We start from the raw sequence: 15,287 nt of genomic DNA on the forward strand, positions 1-15,287 counted from the left end.
GGTGGGGTGGGGTGGGGTGGGGTGGGGTGGGGTGGGGTGGGGTGGGGTGGGGTGGGGTGGGGTGGGGTGGGGTGGGGTGGGGTGGGGTGGGGTGGGGTGGGGTGGTTGGTACTGGTGCAGGTGGTGTGGTGGCTGGTCGCGCAGTTCCCCGCGCCCCTCAAGGCCGGACTGCGTCCTGCGGCTGACCGCTCGGCGCCGGGCGCAGGACTCGTCCTGGTTGAGCGCGCAGTTCCCCGCGCCCCTCAAGGCCGGTCTGCGTCCTGCGGCTGGCCGCTCGATGCCGGGTGCAGGACTCGTCGTGGTTGAGCGCGCAGTTCCCCGCGCCCCTCCAAGCCGGACTGCGTCCTGCGACTGACCGCTCGATGCCGGGTGCAGGACTCGTCCTGGTTGAGCGCGCAGTTCCCCGCGCCCCTCAAGGCCGGACTGCGTCCTGCGGCTGGCCGCTCGATGCCGGGTGCCGGACTCGTCGTGCTTGCTCGCGCAGTTCCCCGCGCCCCTGGGAGCGCGGCTGCGCCGCTGCTCCCAGGGTGCGTTCGCCGCGCTCAGGCCGTCGCGGTGGCCACCGCCCTCCCCCACGCCTGTACGGCCTCGTCGATCTGCTCCTGGGCCACCACGAGCGCCGGGATCATCCGCACCACGTTTCCCCACGGCCCGCAGGTCAGCAGCAGCAAGCCCTCGTCCGCCGCGGCCTGTTGGGCCTTGAGGGCGGTCGCCGGGTCGGGCTCGCCGTCGGCCGTGGTGAACTCGTTCGCGAGCATCAGGCCGAGGCCCCGCACGTCGCCGATCGCCGGTGTCTTCGCGGCGACGTCCTCCAGGCCGGCCCGCAGCCGCGCGCCCATCGTCGCGGCGTTTTCGACGAGCCCTTCCTCGGAGATGACGTCGAGGGTGGCGCACGCCGCCGCGCACGCCACCGCGTTGCCGCCGTACGTGCCGCCCTGCGAGCCGGGCCTGGCCTTGTGCATCAGGGACTCCGGAGCCGCGATGCCCGACAGCGGGAAGCCGCTGGCCAGGCCCTTCGCGGTGATCAGGACGTCGGGCCTGACGTCGAAGTGGTCATGGCCCCAGAAGCGGCCCGTGCGGCCGACGCCGGTCTGGATCTCGTCGAGGATCAGCAGGATGCCGTGCCGGTCGGCGCGCTCGCGCAGCCCTTGCAGGAACGCCGTGTTGGCGGGCACGTAGCCGCCCTCGCCGAGGACCGGCTCGATGAGGATCGCCGCCGTGTCGTCGGGGTCGGACACCGTCTGCAGCAGGTGGTCGAACTCCCGCAGCGCGAACCGGGTGGCCGTCTCCTCGTCCCAGCCGTAGTGGTACGCGTTCGGGAAGGGCGTGATGGCCACGCCCGCCATCAGCGGGCCGAAGCCCGTACGGATCTTGGTGCCCGACGTGGTGAGCGACGCCGCGGCCACGGTACGGCCATGGAAACCGCCGTGCGCGACCACGATGTTGGGGCGTCCCGTGGCCTGCCGGGCCAGCCGCAGCGCCGCCTCGACGGCCTCGCTGCCCGAGTTCGCGAAGAAGAGGCTGTCGAGGCCCGCGGGCAGCACGTCGGCGAGCTTGCCCACGAGGCGCTGCAACGGCTCGTGCATGACGGTCGTGTACTGGCCGTGGATGAGGGTGGCGACCTGCTCCTGCGCGGCGGCGACGACTCGGGGATGGCAGTGGCCGGTACTGGTGACCCCGATCCCGGCGGTGAAGTCCAGATAGCGGCGGCCGTCGATGCCGTAGAGGTGGACGCCTTCCCCGCGCTGCGCGACGACGGGGGTGGCCTGGCGCAGATGCTCCGACAGTTGGGTCATGCCCCCCAGCGTCAGCGTCGGGCCGAAGAGGCGTCAATGGGGCATCTGTGACGATCCATGGGAGGCGCCGTCCCGCTCGCCCTCCTCAATTCGCAGGAGCTCTGCGTAATTTCCGTGCCGACGGGCTTCCCAAGGCCCTGTGGTTATGCAACAGTCCTGCGCAACCTGACCGCACGACCACCCGAACAGCTCACGGAGGCAGGTGCCATGCCGGTGCACGACCGGGCGCGCGGGCACGATCTCGCGGCGCTGCGCGGCCTCAACACCGCCGTGGTGCTGCGGGCGTTGCGCCAGGAGAGCCCGCAGACGGTGAGCGGGCTCGCCACCACGACGGGGCTGTCCCGGCCGACGGTCGAGGCCCTCGTGGAGGAGCTGGCCGCGCAGGGCTGGATCGCCGAGACGGACGCCCCGGCGGCCGGGCGGGCACCGGGGCGGCCCGCGCGCCGCTTCCGGTTCCGGGCCGAGGCCGGGCACGTGGTCGGCATCGACATCGGGCTGAAGAAGCTCGTGCTGCTGCTCGCGCGGCTCGACGGCGAGGTCGTCGCCCGCCGACGGGAGGAGTTCCCCGCCGGACTGTCCGGTGGGGAGCGCATCGAGCTGCTGCGTGTCCGGCTGCGCCGGTTCCTCGCGCAGGAGGGGCTCGGCCCCGACGCGGTCTGGTCGGTGGGCATCGGCGTGCCCGGCATGGTCGACGACACGGGCCGGATCCGCTCGGTGATCGTGCCGGACTGGACCGACCTGGACCTGGCGCGGCGCCTCGCCGACGACGTGCCCTGCCGGGTCTTCGTGGAGAACGATGTCAATCTCGCCGTGCTCGCCGAGCACTGGCGGGGTGCGGCGGTCCTCGCCGACGACGTGGCCTGCGTGCTCGTGGGGCGGCGCATCTCGTGCGGCCTCATGATCGACGGACGGCTGCACCGGGGCCGCCGCGGTGGCGCGGGCGAGCTCGGCATCCTCCCCCAACTCGGCCTGGACGAGGCCGAGAAGGCCCTCGCCTGGGACGGCGAACGGCAGCCGGGCGAGTCGACCAGCGACGCGCTCGCGCGGGCCGTGCGCACCGGGGAGCCCGGAGCGCTCGACGTCGTCGACCGCTATCTGGCCGGGGTGGCGCCCGGCATCGCGGCGCTCGTGCTCGCCCTCGACCCCGAACTCCTCGTGCTGTCCGGGGCGTTGTCCCCGGTCGGCGATCCGCTGGGGCCGCTGCTCACCGAGCACCTGCGGCCTCTGACCCTGCACGTGCCGCCGATCGCGGTGAGCACGCTCGGCCGCGAAGGCGTGGCCCTGGGCGCGGTGCGCCGCGCCCTGGACGCCGTCGAGACCCAACTCCCGCACCAGCCGGGCCCGTTACTGCCGACCGCATTGCACTGACCCTGTGCCGCCGTCCTCGCCCGACTCGGCGGCACCACTCCCTCGCCCCGACCACTCCTCCTTCTCCCCGATCACTCCACCCTCTCCCCGACCTCCCTTCTCCTCTATCGACCGGAGACGCGTATGCGCAGGAGAACGCTTCTCGCCGGTGCGCTCGCGGCGGCGCCGCTCGCCGCCGGCTGCAGCAACGACGACGGAGCTCTGGACACCGCCTCACCCCGGGGCCGCACCACGATCTCCTACGGGATGTGGGACCCGGCCCAGGCCCCCGCGCTCCAGCAGATCATCAAGGCGTTCGAGCGCGAGAACCCGCAGATATCCGTGGAGATCCAGCTCACCCCCTGGAACACGTACTGGACGACCCTGCGCACGGCGATGCGCGGCGGCACGGCGCCCGACGTGTTCTGGATGAACGCCGTGAACATCCAGCTGTACGCGGCGAACGGCATGCTGGAGCCGCTGGACGCGCACATCGCCCGGGACCGTACGCCGGTCGACGAGCACCCCGAGGCGCTCGTCGACATCTACGCGTACAAGGGCAAGCAGTACGGCCTGCCCAAGGACTTCGACACGATCGGGCTCTGGTACAACAAGGCCCTGTTCGACAAGGCGGGCATCACGTACCCGGACTCCGCGTGGACGTGGGACGACGTGCGGGACGCGGCCCGGGAGCTGACCGACCCGAAGAAGCGGATCTACGGGATCGCCTCCGAGATGGACCGGCAGTCGAAGTTCTACCCGACGATCTTCGGCGCCGGCGGCTACGTCCTGCGGGACGGCCACTCCGGCTTCGCCGATCCGCGCTCGATCGAGGGCCTGCGGTTCTGGACGGACCTGGTGGACCGGGGCTGGTCTCCACCGCAGAGCGCCATGGCGGAGGTGCGGTCGCGCAACCTGTACCTGTCGGAGCAGGTCGCGATGAACTACGACCTGTCGGCGATGGCCTCGTTCATGTACGCCACGCCCGCCATCAAGGACCACGGCGGCGTCACCGTGCTGCCCAAGGGCCGCAAGCGGGCCACCGTCATCCACGGCCTGGCCAACGTCGTCAGCGTCAAGTCCCGGCACAAACAGGCGGCTTGGAAGCTCGTGGACTTCCTCGCGCGCCGCGAGGCCGCCGAGATCCAGGCGAAGGCCGGCATCACCATCTCCTCCTACACGGGGACGCAGGACGCCTGGCTGAAGTCGATGCCCGAGTTCGACCTGAAGAACTTCATCGACATGCTCGACTACGCGGTCCCGTACCCGAGTTCGCGCAACACCGCCGTCTGGGAGGACCTGGAGTACCTGCTGCTCGGCGCGCCGTTCAGCGGCAAGGGCGGCATCGAGGACACGGCGCGGACGCTGGCGAAACAGATGGACCGGGCGCTCGACGAGGAGGACAACTGATGGCCGTGTTCCCGTCGACGGCCGCCGCGGAGGCGGACGGCCGCATCCGCAGGCCCCGCACGAAGGCCGGGCCGGACGGCGCCACACGAGGCCCCAACTCGCGGACGCAGAAGGCCGCTTATCTCTTCGTCGCGCCGATCGGCATCGGTTTCCTGGTGTTCTACATCTGGCCGATGATCCAGACGTTCGGCTACAGCTTCACGGACTTCGGTCCGTTCGGCGGCAACACCTGGACCGGCGGGGACAACTACGTGCGGGTCGTGCAGGACGTCACCGTGTGGCGTGCCGTCGGCAACACGCTGCTGTACGGCGCGATCGGCCTGGTCACGCTGCCGATCTCGATCGCGGTGGCGGCGCTCCTGAACCGGCGCGGGCTGCGCGGCGTGAGCGTCTACCGCGCCTTGTACTTCATCCCGTTCGTGACGCTGCCGGTCGCGGTCGGCCTGGTCTGGAACTGGCTCTACAACGGCAACTTCGGCCTCCTGAACGAGGTGTTGTCGTGGTTCGGCGTCTCCCGGCACTTCTGGGCGTCCGACCCGTCGACCGCGCTGTGGGCGATCGGCGTCGTCTCGGTGTGGCAGAGCGTCGGCTACTACTTGATCATCTTCATCGCGGGGATCAAGGGCATTCCGCAGGACTACTACGAGGCCGCCGAGCTGGACGGGGCGGGCCCGGTGCGCCGGTTCTTCACCATCACGCTGCCGTTGCTCACCCCGAGCATCTTCTTCGCGGCGATCATCTGCGTCATCAACTCGTTGCAGATGTTCGACCTGATCTACGTGATGATGAGCCCGACGAATCCGGCGCTCGGCTCCACGCAGTCCGTGGTGAGCCTCTTCTACCAGTGGGCGTTCGGGCAGAACAAACAGGGCGCCGCGGCGGCGCTGGCGTTCGTCCTCATGGTGCTCACCGCGTCCCTGACGTTCCTTCAGTTCCGGCTCCAGAAGAGGTGGGTGCACTATGCGTGACAGCATGCGCCGCATCGACCGCGGCTCCCTCGCCACGCACGTCCTGCTGTCGCTCGGCGCCCTGGTGATGATCTTTCCGTTCCTGTGGCAGCTGTTGACGGCGCTGAAGACGCTGGGCGAGGCCGTGCACGTACCGACCACGTTCTTCCCCGAGCGGTGGAACTGGGACGCGTTCCACGAGGTCTTCACGGCACTGCCGTACGGGGACATGCTCCGCAACAGCGTCATCAACACGGTCGGCCGCACGCTCGGCCAGCTGGTGTTCTGCTCGCTGGCCGCGTACGCCTTCGCCCGGATGCGCTTTCGCGGCAAGAACGTGCTGTTCGCACTGTTCCTGTCCGTGCTGCTCGTCCCGTCCTCGCTGCTGATCCTGCCGCAGTACGACATCATCCAGCGGCTGGGCCTGCTGAACTCGACGCCCGCGCTGTTCCTGCCGGGCATGTTCAGCGCGTTCGGCACGTTCATGCTGCGCCAGTTCTTCCTGTCCCTGCCCCGGGAGTTGGAGGAGGCGGCGCGCATCGACGGCGCCGGATCGTTCCGGATCTTCTGGTCGATCATGCTGCCGCTGATCCGCCCCGCGCTCGCCGCCCTCGCGGTGATCACGGCGATGTGGTCGTGGAACGACCTGTTGTGGCCGCTGGTCGTGAACACCGACCCGGCGCAGATGCCGATCAGTGCCGGACTGACCTCCCTGGAGGGCCAGTTCGAGACCAACTACCCGGTGATGATGGCCGGTTCGCTGATCGCGAGCCTGCCGATGATCCTGCTCTACCTCTTCCTTCAGCGGCACTTCGTGCAGGGCATCGCCCAGAGCGGCACGAAGGGCTGACCCGCCGCCGTACTGCCCGTACCACCCGTTCCTCCGGAAAGGACCTTCATGGCACGCCTCGACGTGGGGCTGATCGGCGCCGGCGGCATCGCACGCGCCCACCTGCCCGCATGGACGGAGCTGGGCGCTCGCGTCTCGATCCTGTCCACCGACGGTCATGCGGAGCAACTGGCCGCCGCATACGCCGAGTTCGATGTGACGGCCGTGCACAGCCTCGGCGAACTCCTCGACCGCAGCACCGTCGTGGACATCTGCACCCCGACGTTCACCCACCGCGCGCTCGCCCTCGACGCGATCGCCGCGGGCAAGCACGTGCTCTGCGAGAAGCCGCTCGCGCTGCGCGTCGACGAGGCGCAGGAGCTGCTCGACGCGGCGCGCGCGGCGGGGGTCCTGCTCTTCCCCGCACATGTCGTGCGCTACTTCCCCGCGTACGCCGCGCTCGCGCAGGCGGTCGCGGCGGGCGGCGTCGGCGACCCGGCGGTCCTGCGCTTCACCCGCTCGGGCAGCTATCCGGTCTGGGCGCCCTGGTTCTCCGACCCGGAGCTGTCCGGCGGGATCCTGGTCGACCAGATGATCCACGACTTCGACTTCGCGCGACTGCTCGCAGGAGAGGTGGTACGCGTCCACGCGCGGGTCCGCGGCCGTCAGGAACCGGGCGCCGTCGCCGGGGACGTGACGACGGGCACGGCGGTGCTCACGCACGCGTCCGGCGCCGTGTCGCACGTCCTCGGCGTGTGGGGCCTGCCCGACCTCCCCTTCCGTACGACGTTCCGTGTAGCGGGACCGGCCGGAATCCTGGAGCACGACTCGACTGCCCACACCGGCTTCCGCGTGCTGGCCCAGGGCTCCCGCCCGCGCGGCGAGGGCATCCCCGGCAGCCCGATGACGGAGAGCCCCTACCTCACGGAGCTGCGCGAGTTCGCGGCCGCCGTCGCGGGCGGGCCCGCGCCACGGGTGTCGGCCCGAGACGGCGTCGAGGCGGTCCGCATCGCGACCGCGGCGGCCGAGTCCGCGCGCACCGGGGAGAGCGTCGAACTGAAGCCGACCGAGGAGGCCGGACTGTGAAGAACATCAAGGTGGGGGTGCTGTCGTTCGCGCACGTCCACGCGGGCGGTTTCGCGCGGCAGCTCGCGGCCATGGACGGCGTGGAGGTCCTCGCGGCCGACCCCGACACGGATCTGGCGGCGCCCGGCGAGGTCCGCGGCAAGGACTTCGCGGCCCAGCTGGGCGTCAACTACGTAGACGGGTACGAGGAGTTGTTCGCCTGGGGGCCGGACAAGGTGGTGGTCTGTTCCGAGAACGTCCGCCACCGCCCGCTGGTCGAACTGGCCGCGTCCCGCGGCGTCGACGTCCTGTGCGAGAAGCCGCTGGCCACCACGCCCACGGACGGGGCGGCGATGGTCGCGGCGTGCCGGGCGGCCGGGGTGCGGCTCGCGGTGGCGCACCCGGTCCGGTTCAGCCCCGCGTACCTCGCGGTGCGCGACGCGGTGCGGGCGGGCACGGCCGGCGAGGTCCTCGCGGTGTCCGGGGCGAACAACGGCTACATGCCCGGCGAGCGGCGGCGCTGGTTCGTCGACCCCGAACTGGCGGGCGGCGGCGCCCTGATGGACCACACCGTGCACCTCGCCGACCTGCTCGACGACCTCTTCGACGGCGTCCCGGCGCACTCCGTCTACGCGCAGACGAACAACATCCTGTACGAGAACGACGCGGTCCCGGTCGAGACCGCGGGCCTGCTCACCGTCACGTACGCGAACGGGGCCGTCGCCACGATCGACTGCAGCTGGAGCCAGCCGCGGCACCACCCGGCGTGGGGCGGCCTGTCGATGCAGGTCGTCGGCGACCGGGCGACGCTGGAGATGGACGCCTTCGACCAGAAGGTGCACGGCTTCAGCGAGGCGGCGCGCGCCGGGGTGGAACTCCCGTACGGCGTCGACCTCGACGCGCTGATGCTGCGCGCGTTCCTCTTCGGCGCGTCCTCGATCGACGTCACGGACGGCGAGGCCGGACTGCGGTCGCTGCGGATCGTGGCGGCGGCGTACGAGTCCGCGCGGACGGGGCGGACGGTGCCGGTCACCGGGTAGCCCGCGACGGGACCACCGGACCGGTTCCGGCCGCCGGGCCCGGCCCAGGGCCAGGGCCAGGTCACGAGCGGCAGAACCGGACTGGCCCTGGTTCCGGCCGCAGGCCTCGACCCCGGTACAGGTCACGACCGGCAGACCCGGTTGGGACATCCGGCCCCGGACCGCTCGGACCTGGTTGCGGCCACCGGACCCAGCCCTGACCAGGCGGCGACCGCCGGCCCGGAACCGGACCTGACCGGGATCACCGGCCCCCGGCACGCACGGCGCGGGACAGCGCGCTCAGGCTGACGTCGACGATCGTGCGCAACTGCTTCTGGCTCGCCCCTGCCCTGCTCATCACGGCCAGGGACTGGTTGACCGCCGCGAGGTGCACCGCGAAGTCGCCCGCCTCGCTCTCCGCCAACGGCGCGGCGCCCAAGGCGGTCCGCAGGCGCGCCTGCTGCAGGCCCAGGGCCCGGACCGCGCGGGCGGCGATGGCAGGGCTGAGCACGGCGGACGCCATCGCGGTCTGGGCGATCAGGCAGCCGTCGGGCACGTCCGGGTCGGCGATGCGCTGCAGGGTGACCTCGAAGAACGCCTGCACCGCTTGCACCGCCTGCACCGCATCCTCCGCCCGTTCCTTCTGGCGCGGTTCCTCGACGGCCGGGGACAGCGCCCGCTCGTACCTGTCTCCGTACCGCGCGGCGTAGCGGTCCAGGCAGCGCAGGTAGAGCGCGTCCTTGTCGCCGAACGAGGAGTAGAGGGAACTGCGGTTCAAGCCGGTCGTCCTGGAGAGGTCGTCGACGGACGTGTCGGCGTATCCGGCCCGCCAGAACTGGACCATCGCCGCGTCCAGCACCGCGTCCACGTCGAACTGCTTCTTCCCGGCCATCACGCACGCACCTCGTTCCCCGACCAGTCTCTGTGGTCTGCCCACCCTATCTTGAACTGAATAGTTCAAGATGCCGTACGCTCGCCGCATGACCGACGACGCCATGGCCCCGAACCCCTCCCGAGACCAGAACCCGCTCCCCGGGCTGCCACTGCACGACCTCGCGGGCTTCACCCACCGCTGGGTCGACGCGGACGGCATCCGACTCCACACCGTGCGGGGCGGCCGGCCGGCCGGGCCCACGGTCGTCCTGCTCGCCGGGTTCCCGCAGACCTGGTGGGCCTGGCGCAAGGTGATGCCGGGCCTCGCCGAACGGTTCCACGTGGTCGCGGTCGACCTGCCCGGTCAGGGCCATTCCGAACGCCCTCAAGGGGCCTACGACACCCACACGGCCGCCTCGCGCGTCCAGGCCGCACTGGACGCGCTCGGCGTGCCGACGTACTGGCTCGTCGCCCACGACATCGGGGCCTGGGTCGCCTTCTCGCTCGCCCTGAAGCATGAAGAGCGCCTGCACGGCGTCGCCCTGCTCGACGCCGGCATTCCCGGAATCACCCTCCCCGACGCCGTCCCCACCGATCCCGAACAGGCCTGGAAGACCTGGCACTTCGCGTTCCACCTGGTGCCCGAGCTGCCCGAGACCCTCCTCACCGGCCGTGAGCGCGAGTACGTCGACTGGTTCCTGAAGGCCAAGACGCTCCTGCCGGACACCTTCGACGACGCCGAGGTCGACCACTACGCCGCCGCGCTCGCGGCCGAGGGCGGGCTCCGGGCGTCCCTCGCCTACTACCGCGACGCGACGGAGTCGGCGCGCAGGAACCACGACGCCCTGGAGCGCGGGAACCTGAGCGTCCCGGTCCTGGGAATCTCCGGCTCCCACGGCTCGATCCCCGACATGGCCGCCTCCCTCGGCCCCTGGGCGGACACCGTGACCGGCGCCGTGATCCCCCGAGCCGGACACTTCATCCCCGACGAGCAACCCGACGCGACGGTGGACGCGTTGACGGCGTTCATCGAGGGCGAGCGGATCGGGTAGTACTCGCGAACTCGCGGCGCATCTGTGCGAGTTACTCCTCGGCGGAGAGCGGAGCGGGGCGCCTAGCGGGCAGGAATGTCCACAAGCCGCACCCTCCGAAGGCCTACCCCACTCGTCGTCCCGGTACCGCTCGGCGTCTCATCACCGGTCCTGTGCCCGCTTCCTGACGCCGACTACGTCACACCAGGTCCCCACCGTCCGCACGGTTCGGGCACGTACGGCAGGATGTCCGTCCGGTGCCCCGACCGCTCCACGGTACGGCGCACCGCTCCTGACCCCGAACAAGCAGGTACCACGTGACGAAGCTTCACATATCCACCTCCGTCCCGGCGTTGCGCCCGGGAGGTGCCCGATGACCCGCGGACTCGCACTCCACGACCTGATCGTCGCCGGCATCGCCCTCGTCGCGGGGCTGCTCGCCGGGCTGCTGCTGCGGGCCCTGCTGCGCTGGCTCGGCGAGCGGGCGAGCCGGACGCGGTGGGGCGGGGACGACGTGATCGTCGACGCGCTGCGCACGCTGGTCCCGTGGGCCGCGTTCGCGGCGGGCGCCGCGGTGGCCGCCGAGGCGCTGCCGCTGACCGCCCGCACGGGACGCAACGTGAACATGACGCTCACGGCGTTCGTCATCGTCGCGGCGACGCTGACCGCGGCCCGGGTCATCACCGGCCTGGTGCGGTCCGTCGCGCACTCCCGCTCCGCCGTGGCGGGTTCGGCGACGATCTTCGTGAACATCACCCGGGTCGTGGTCCTCGCGATGGGCTTCCTCGTCGTCCTGCAGACGCTCGGGATCTCCATCGCTCCCCTGCTCACCGCGCTGGGCGTCGGCGGTCTCGCGGTGGCGCTCGCCCTGCAGGACACGCTCGCCAACCTCTTCGCGGGCGTGCACATCCTCGCGTCGAAGACGGTGCAGCCCGGCGACTACATCCGCCTCAGCAGCGGCGAGGAGGGCTACGTCGTCGACATCAACTGGCGCAACACCGTGGTCCGGCAGCTCGCCAACAACCTCGTGATCATCCCGAACACCCAGCTCTCCGGCACGAACATGACCAACTTCAGCCGCCCCGCGCAGGAGATGACCCTGACCGTGCAGGTGGGCGTCGGCTACGACAGCGACCTGGAGCACGTCGAGCGGGTGACCACGGAGGTCGTGGAGGAGGTCATGACCGGCGTCGAGGGCGCCGTGCCCGAGCACGAGCCGGCCGTGCGCTTCCACACGTTCGGCGACTCGCGGATCAGCTTCACGGTGATCCTCGGCGTCGGCGAGTTCAGCGACCAGTACCGGATCAAGCACGAATTCATCAAGCGGCTCCACCAGCGCTACCGCGTCGAGGGCATCCGCATTCCGTCACCGGCCCGCACGGTGGCCCTGGCACAGGGCAGCGCCCCGGTCGTGATTCCGCACCAGCGGGACACGTCACACACTCCGTCGATCACCCATCCCGCCGCGCATCCAGGATCTCCTCGATGACGCGCTGCGCGGTGCGCGCCATGTACGGGTTCGACTCCCTGTAGTACGCGATCTCGGCGGCGGCGATGCTCAGCGCCCAGCCCTGTCCGCGCGCCCACAGGGCCGGGTCGGCGCCGACGGCGTCCCGGAAGATCCGCCGTTCCGGCGCGTCCAGGACGTACCAGGCGACGATCAGGTCGACGGCCGGGTCGCCCAGGCCCCTGCACTCGAAGTCGATGACGGCGCTGAGCCGGCCCTCGTCCACGAGGAGGTTGCCGGGCTGCAGGTCCGCGTGCAGCCACACATCGGGGTGCGCGTCCCGCGGGGCGCGCACGGCGGCGTCCCAGACGGTGAGCGCCGCGTCGGTGTCGACGGTCCCGGCGATGCGGCCGAGCGTCTCGCGGGTGGAGGCGTCCCGCTCGGTCAGCGGCTGCCCCCGATAGGAGCGTGGCGCCCCCGTGGTGTCGACGCCGCGCAGCGCACCGACGAACGCCGCCAGATCCTCGGCCAGCGCCTCCGGCTTCGCCAACTGCCCCACGACGGGGATGCTGCCGGGCAGCCACTGGTGCACCGCCCACGCCCACGGATATCCGTGGGCCGGCGCCCCCTCGGCCACGGGGCCGGGCACGGCGACCGGCGAAGCGGCCGCCAGGAGCGGCATCCACCGCCGCTCGAGCCCCAGGTCGGGGGCGGCTTCCGCGCGGCGCGGCAGCCGGATCACGTGGTCGTCGCCGAGCCGGAACAGCACGTTCGACGTGCCGTGCGACGCGACGTGCCGCAGCGGCGAGCCGGCCCACTGCGGAAACTGCTCGTCGACGAGGCGCCGCACGAGATGCTCGTCGATGTCCGGCTCGCCGTCGTGCAGTTTGGGGATGTCCATGGTCGCCTCTCGCGGGGTGGCACAGCGACGCGCGAGCCTACCTGCGGCTCACGGCCGGCGCGCCTGCTTTTCCGCTGCCCCGCGGGACTCCGTCAGTGGCGTCCTGGTCCCGCACGCTCTCCAGCGCCCGCCCCGTAGTGCGCGGCCCGAGCAGCGCCACGTCCACGCACAGCAACGCCATCAGCACGGCGCAGCCGGCGAAGAGCCCCTCGGCGCCGAAGTCGTCCAGGACGGCGATGCCGACGAAGGGGAGGATGCCGCCGGTCAGCCGGGACAGCGAGTACGCGATGCCTACGGCGCCGCCGCGCACCTCGGTCGGGAACAGCTCGGCCTGGTAGACGTGGAAGGCGTTGGAGAAGATGTTCTGCGTCAGGGTCATCAGGACGCCCGCGGCGACGATCGCCGCCGACGAGCCGGCCGTGCCGAAGGCGAGACCGAACACGGCGATCGCCGCGGCCGAGACGATGATGAGCGTCTTGCGTTCGAGCCGCTCGATGAACAGGACCGAGACGGCGGAGCCGATCGGGTAGCCGAGGAAGCTCAGCGCCGTGTAGGTGAGGGAGTCCACCACGTCGTGGCCCTTGGCCATCAGCACGAGGGGGGCCAGGGAACCGAACCCGTAGTAGCCGACGGTCTGCAGCACCTGGAAGATCCAGAGCATCGCGGTACGCCGCAGGTAGGGCGGGCGCAGCAGGGCGGTCACCGGGACGGTGGCCGCCCGGGGGGCGGGTTGCGGTGCGGGCGGCGGCAGTTGGGGCGACGGCAGCGGTGGGGTGAGCCCGGCGCCGCGCTCCACGCCGGCGACGATGCGGTCCGCCTCGGCGTGCCGGCCGTGCGCGCTCAGCCAGCGCGGCGACTCGGGCAGGGACCGGCGCAGCAGCCACACGAAGGCGGCACCGACACCGCCGAACACCAGCAGCCACCGCCAGCCGTCGATCAGCAACTCCCGCCCGGCGACGAGTTGCCCGCCCAGCAGCGCGGCGACGGGGGCGCCGCAGAAGCCCAGGGTGTACGCGACGGCGACGAAGCGGCCACGGACCGCGCCGGGCAGCAGTTCACTGACGTACGTGTCGACGAGCGGGAGCTCCGCGCCGAGGAAGAGACCGGCGACGACGCGCAGCACGATCAGCGAGGTCAGGTCCGGGGCGAAGGCCGCGAGCAGTGAAGTGACGCTGTAGCCGGCGAGGTTGACCATGAACAGCGCGCGCCGTCCGAAGCGGTCGGCCGCCCTGCCGAGCACGACGGCCCCGGCGAACATGCCGAAGAAGGGCGCCCCGACGAGGAGTGCCTTGGCGTCCGCGTCGAGCTGCCACTGTTCGCTCAGGACGCTGCCGAGGACGCCGCCGAGGAAGACCTCGTACAGGTCGAAGAAGGTGGCGAGCCCGGCGAGCAGGGTGATCCGCCAGTGCCAGGCGCCGACCGGGACGGCGTCCAGGCGGGTGGCGACGTGCGGCCAGGCGCTGCGGCCGGGCGTCGCCCCCTCGTCGGAAGTCGCGTCAACCGCCCCGCCCGCCATGCCCGTTCCGCCCCTCAGTTTTACGTGCTGATTACATGAATGTTGCCACGCGGGACAGCCCGCGACGAGGGCCTCCACGATCTCCCCCCATTACTGACGTATCACTGGACCCATGTGCCACTACTGCGGGTGCCGGGACATCCCGCTCATCAAGGAGTTCATCGCCGAGCACGAACGCGTCACGGATGCCGCCGGGGACGCGCTGCGGGCCCTCGAACGCGGCGACCCGGTGCGGGCACGCGCGCTGGTGGACCGGATGGCGGGCGAGCTGGCGGCGCACTGGCGCGGCGAGGAGGACGGCCTGTTCCGGGTGATGCGCGAGGACCCCGAATACGCGCAGTACATCGCGGCGCTGGAGGCCGAGCACCGCGAACTGGCCGCGCTGCTGCCCGCGTTGGACCTCGCGGACCCCTCCGACGTCCGCACCTTCACCGAGGCCGTGCACGAACTGCACCGCCACATCGCGAAGGAGGAGGACGGTCTGTTCCCGGCGTCGCTGACCGCGCTGTCCGGGGACGACTGGGACGCGTCCATGGCGGCCTGGCGGGCGGCGCACTCCTGAACGCAGGACGTGCGGGAACGACCGTGGGGCCGTCCCAGATCTCTCTGGAACGGCCCCACGGCCTACGACCTCACGTCGTGTGAAGTCGGGACGACAGGATTTGAACCTGCGACCCCTTGACCCCCAGTCAAGTGCGCTACCAAGCTGCGCCACGTCCCGATGTCGACTGCCTCACGGTGTCCCGTCCGGCGGCGACAGACAGAACATTACCCCAAGCTCACGGATGGTTTGAAACCGGTTGCGCGGCCCACGAGCGGGGTGCGCGAGAATCGGGCCATGAGCACTTCGCCGAGCGCCGACCGGGACCGCGACGACGGGGGCCGGGCGCGCAACGCGCGCCCCCGGGACGGTCTCGGCCGTCCCCTGCCGTACGGCTCCCCGGGCGTCGAGCGCCAGCCGGAGGGCGTCGTGCGCACCGCGGCCGAGACCGTCGCCGAGGCACAGGCGCTGCTCGACGCCGGCCGGCCTTTCCATGCGCACGAGGTCTTCGAGGACGCGTGGAAGTCGGGTCCGGACGCCGAGCGCGACCTGTGGCGCGCCCTCG

Annotated in this window: 14 protein-coding genes and 1 tRNA gene; 10 read left to right on the top strand and 5 right to left on the bottom strand. The window is 71.6% G+C overall.

Annotated features, from left to right (window positions below; genetic code table 11):
• Positions 1 to 542: 542 nt before the first annotated feature.
• A complete protein-coding gene (locus G3I40_RS11200) occupies positions 543 to 1,796 on the bottom strand; it encodes an aminotransferase class III-fold pyridoxal phosphate-dependent enzyme (RefSeq protein ID WP_164302014.1) in 1,254 nt (417 codons plus the stop codon).
• Between the two features lie 207 nt (positions 1,797 to 2,003).
• Here G3I40_RS11200 and G3I40_RS11205 point away from each other — a divergent pair, with 207 nt between their 5' ends.
• From G3I40_RS11205 to G3I40_RS11230, 6 genes are all read left to right on the top strand, one after another.
• Positions 2,004 to 3,164 (top strand): ROK family transcriptional regulator, encoded by a 1,161-nt coding sequence (locus G3I40_RS11205; protein WP_164302015.1) that lies wholly within the window; start codon positions 2,004 to 2,006, stop codon positions 3,162 to 3,164.
• 123 nt (positions 3,165 to 3,287) lie between these two features.
• The gene (locus tag G3I40_RS11210; RefSeq protein ID WP_164302016.1) at positions 3,288 to 4,553 is read left to right on the top strand and encodes a sugar ABC transporter substrate-binding protein; all 1,266 of its coding nucleotides are present in this window, start codon (positions 3,288 to 3,290) and stop codon (positions 4,551 to 4,553) included.
• Entirely contained in the window at positions 4,553 to 5,521 is a 969-nt protein-coding gene (locus G3I40_RS11215) for a sugar ABC transporter permease (RefSeq protein WP_164302017.1), read from the top strand. The genes G3I40_RS11210 and G3I40_RS11215 overlap by 1 nt, the downstream gene beginning before the upstream one ends.
• The gene (locus G3I40_RS11220) at positions 5,514 to 6,350 is read left to right on the top strand and encodes a carbohydrate ABC transporter permease (protein ID WP_164302018.1); all 837 of its coding nucleotides are present in this window, start codon (positions 5,514 to 5,516) and stop codon (positions 6,348 to 6,350) included. Before G3I40_RS11215 ends, G3I40_RS11220 begins: the two co-directional genes overlap by 8 nt.
• A gap of 48 nt (positions 6,351 to 6,398) precedes the next feature.
• On the top strand, positions 6,399 to 7,415 hold the full coding sequence (locus G3I40_RS11225; RefSeq protein WP_164302019.1) for a Gfo/Idh/MocA family oxidoreductase: 1,017 nt from the start codon (positions 6,399 to 6,401) through the stop codon (positions 7,413 to 7,415).
• Positions 7,412 to 8,434, top strand: a complete 1,023-nt coding sequence (locus G3I40_RS11230; RefSeq protein ID WP_164302020.1) for a Gfo/Idh/MocA family oxidoreductase — start codon at positions 7,412 to 7,414, stop codon at positions 8,432 to 8,434. Before G3I40_RS11225 ends, G3I40_RS11230 begins: the two co-directional genes overlap by 4 nt.
• Positions 8,435 to 8,675: 241 nt before the next feature.
• Here the strand turns inward: G3I40_RS11230 and G3I40_RS11235 are convergent, their stop codons facing one another.
• Entirely contained in the window at positions 8,676 to 9,305 is a 630-nt protein-coding gene (locus G3I40_RS11235; protein ID WP_203643849.1) for a TetR/AcrR family transcriptional regulator, read from the bottom strand.
• Positions 9,306 to 9,393: 88 nt separating this feature from the next.
• On the opposite strand from G3I40_RS11235, the gene G3I40_RS11240 reads away from it, so the two are divergent.
• Together G3I40_RS11240 and G3I40_RS11245 are read left to right on the top strand one after the other, a co-directional pair.
• Positions 9,394 to 10,338 carry an alpha/beta hydrolase gene (locus G3I40_RS11240; protein ID WP_164302022.1) on the top strand — a complete coding sequence of 315 codons (945 nt, stop codon included), beginning with the start codon at positions 9,394 to 9,396 and terminating at the stop codon, positions 10,336 to 10,338.
• A 352-nt stretch (positions 10,339 to 10,690) separates the two neighbouring features.
• Positions 10,691 to 11,806 carry a mechanosensitive ion channel family protein gene (locus tag G3I40_RS11245; protein WP_164302023.1) on the top strand — a complete coding sequence of 372 codons (1,116 nt, stop codon included), beginning with the start codon at positions 10,691 to 10,693 and terminating at the stop codon, positions 11,804 to 11,806.
• Here G3I40_RS11245 and G3I40_RS11250 read toward each other — a convergent pair.
• Both G3I40_RS11250 and G3I40_RS11255 read right to left on the bottom strand, forming a co-directional pair.
• A complete protein-coding gene (locus tag G3I40_RS11250; RefSeq protein ID WP_164302024.1) occupies positions 11,769 to 12,665 on the bottom strand; it encodes an aminoglycoside phosphotransferase family protein in 897 nt (298 codons plus the stop codon). The two genes, G3I40_RS11245 and G3I40_RS11250, sit on opposite strands and share 38 nt — an antisense overlap.
• A 37-nt stretch (positions 12,666 to 12,702) precedes the next feature.
• Positions 12,703 to 14,181, bottom strand: coding sequence for an MFS transporter (locus tag G3I40_RS11255; RefSeq protein ID WP_164302025.1), 1,479 nt, complete (start codon positions 14,179 to 14,181; stop codon positions 12,703 to 12,705).
• A gap of 112 nt (positions 14,182 to 14,293) precedes the next feature.
• On the opposite strand from G3I40_RS11255, the gene G3I40_RS11260 reads away from it, so the two are divergent.
• The gene (locus tag G3I40_RS11260; protein ID WP_164302026.1) at positions 14,294 to 14,743 is read left to right on the top strand and encodes a hemerythrin domain-containing protein; all 450 of its coding nucleotides are present in this window, start codon (positions 14,294 to 14,296) and stop codon (positions 14,741 to 14,743) included.
• An 85-nt stretch (positions 14,744 to 14,828) separates the two neighbouring features.
• On the opposite strand, the gene G3I40_RS11265 is transcribed toward G3I40_RS11260, so the two are convergent.
• A tRNA-Pro gene (locus G3I40_RS11265) sits at positions 14,829 to 14,902 on the bottom strand.
• A gap of 117 nt (positions 14,903 to 15,019) precedes the next feature.
• On the opposite strand from G3I40_RS11265, the gene G3I40_RS11270 reads away from it, so the two are divergent.
• On the top strand, positions 15,020 to 15,287 hold a 268-nt coding region (locus G3I40_RS11270; RefSeq protein ID WP_164302027.1), incomplete at its 3' end, for a DUF309 domain-containing protein.

Origin of the sequence: Streptomyces sp. SID14478, from assembly GCF_010548525.1 — a bacterium.
Classification (GTDB): domain Bacteria; phylum Actinomycetota; class Actinomycetes; order Streptomycetales; family Streptomycetaceae; genus Streptomyces.

Coding starts and splice junctions, on each gene's coding strand:
- G3I40_RS11255 (WP_164302025.1), bottom strand. CDS start 14,181: ATGGCGGGCGGGGCGGTTGACGCGACTTCCGACGAGGGGGCGACGCCC.
- G3I40_RS11240 (WP_164302022.1), top strand. CDS start 9,394: ATGACCGACGACGCCATGGCCCCGAACCCCTCCCGAGACCAGAACCCG.
- G3I40_RS11205 (WP_164302015.1), top strand. CDS start 2,004: ATGCCGGTGCACGACCGGGCGCGCGGGCACGATCTCGCGGCGCTGCGC.
- G3I40_RS11250 (WP_164302024.1), bottom strand. CDS start 12,665: ATGGACATCCCCAAACTGCACGACGGCGAGCCGGACATCGACGAGCAT.
- G3I40_RS11210 (WP_164302016.1), top strand. CDS start 3,288: ATGCGCAGGAGAACGCTTCTCGCCGGTGCGCTCGCGGCGGCGCCGCTC.
- G3I40_RS11220 (WP_164302018.1), top strand. CDS start 5,514: ATGCGTGACAGCATGCGCCGCATCGACCGCGGCTCCCTCGCCACGCAC.
- G3I40_RS11215 (WP_164302017.1), top strand. CDS start 4,553: ATGGCCGTGTTCCCGTCGACGGCCGCCGCGGAGGCGGACGGCCGCATC.
- G3I40_RS11235 (WP_203643849.1), bottom strand. CDS start 9,305: ATGGCCGGGAAGAAGCAGTTCGACGTGGACGCGGTGCTGGACGCGGCG.
- G3I40_RS11225 (WP_164302019.1), top strand. CDS start 6,399: ATGGCACGCCTCGACGTGGGGCTGATCGGCGCCGGCGGCATCGCACGC.
- G3I40_RS11260 (WP_164302026.1), top strand. CDS start 14,294: ATGTGCCACTACTGCGGGTGCCGGGACATCCCGCTCATCAAGGAGTTC.
- G3I40_RS11245 (WP_164302023.1), top strand. CDS start 10,691: ATGACCCGCGGACTCGCACTCCACGACCTGATCGTCGCCGGCATCGCC.
- G3I40_RS11200 (WP_164302014.1), bottom strand. CDS start 1,796: ATGACCCAACTGTCGGAGCATCTGCGCCAGGCCACCCCCGTCGTCGCG.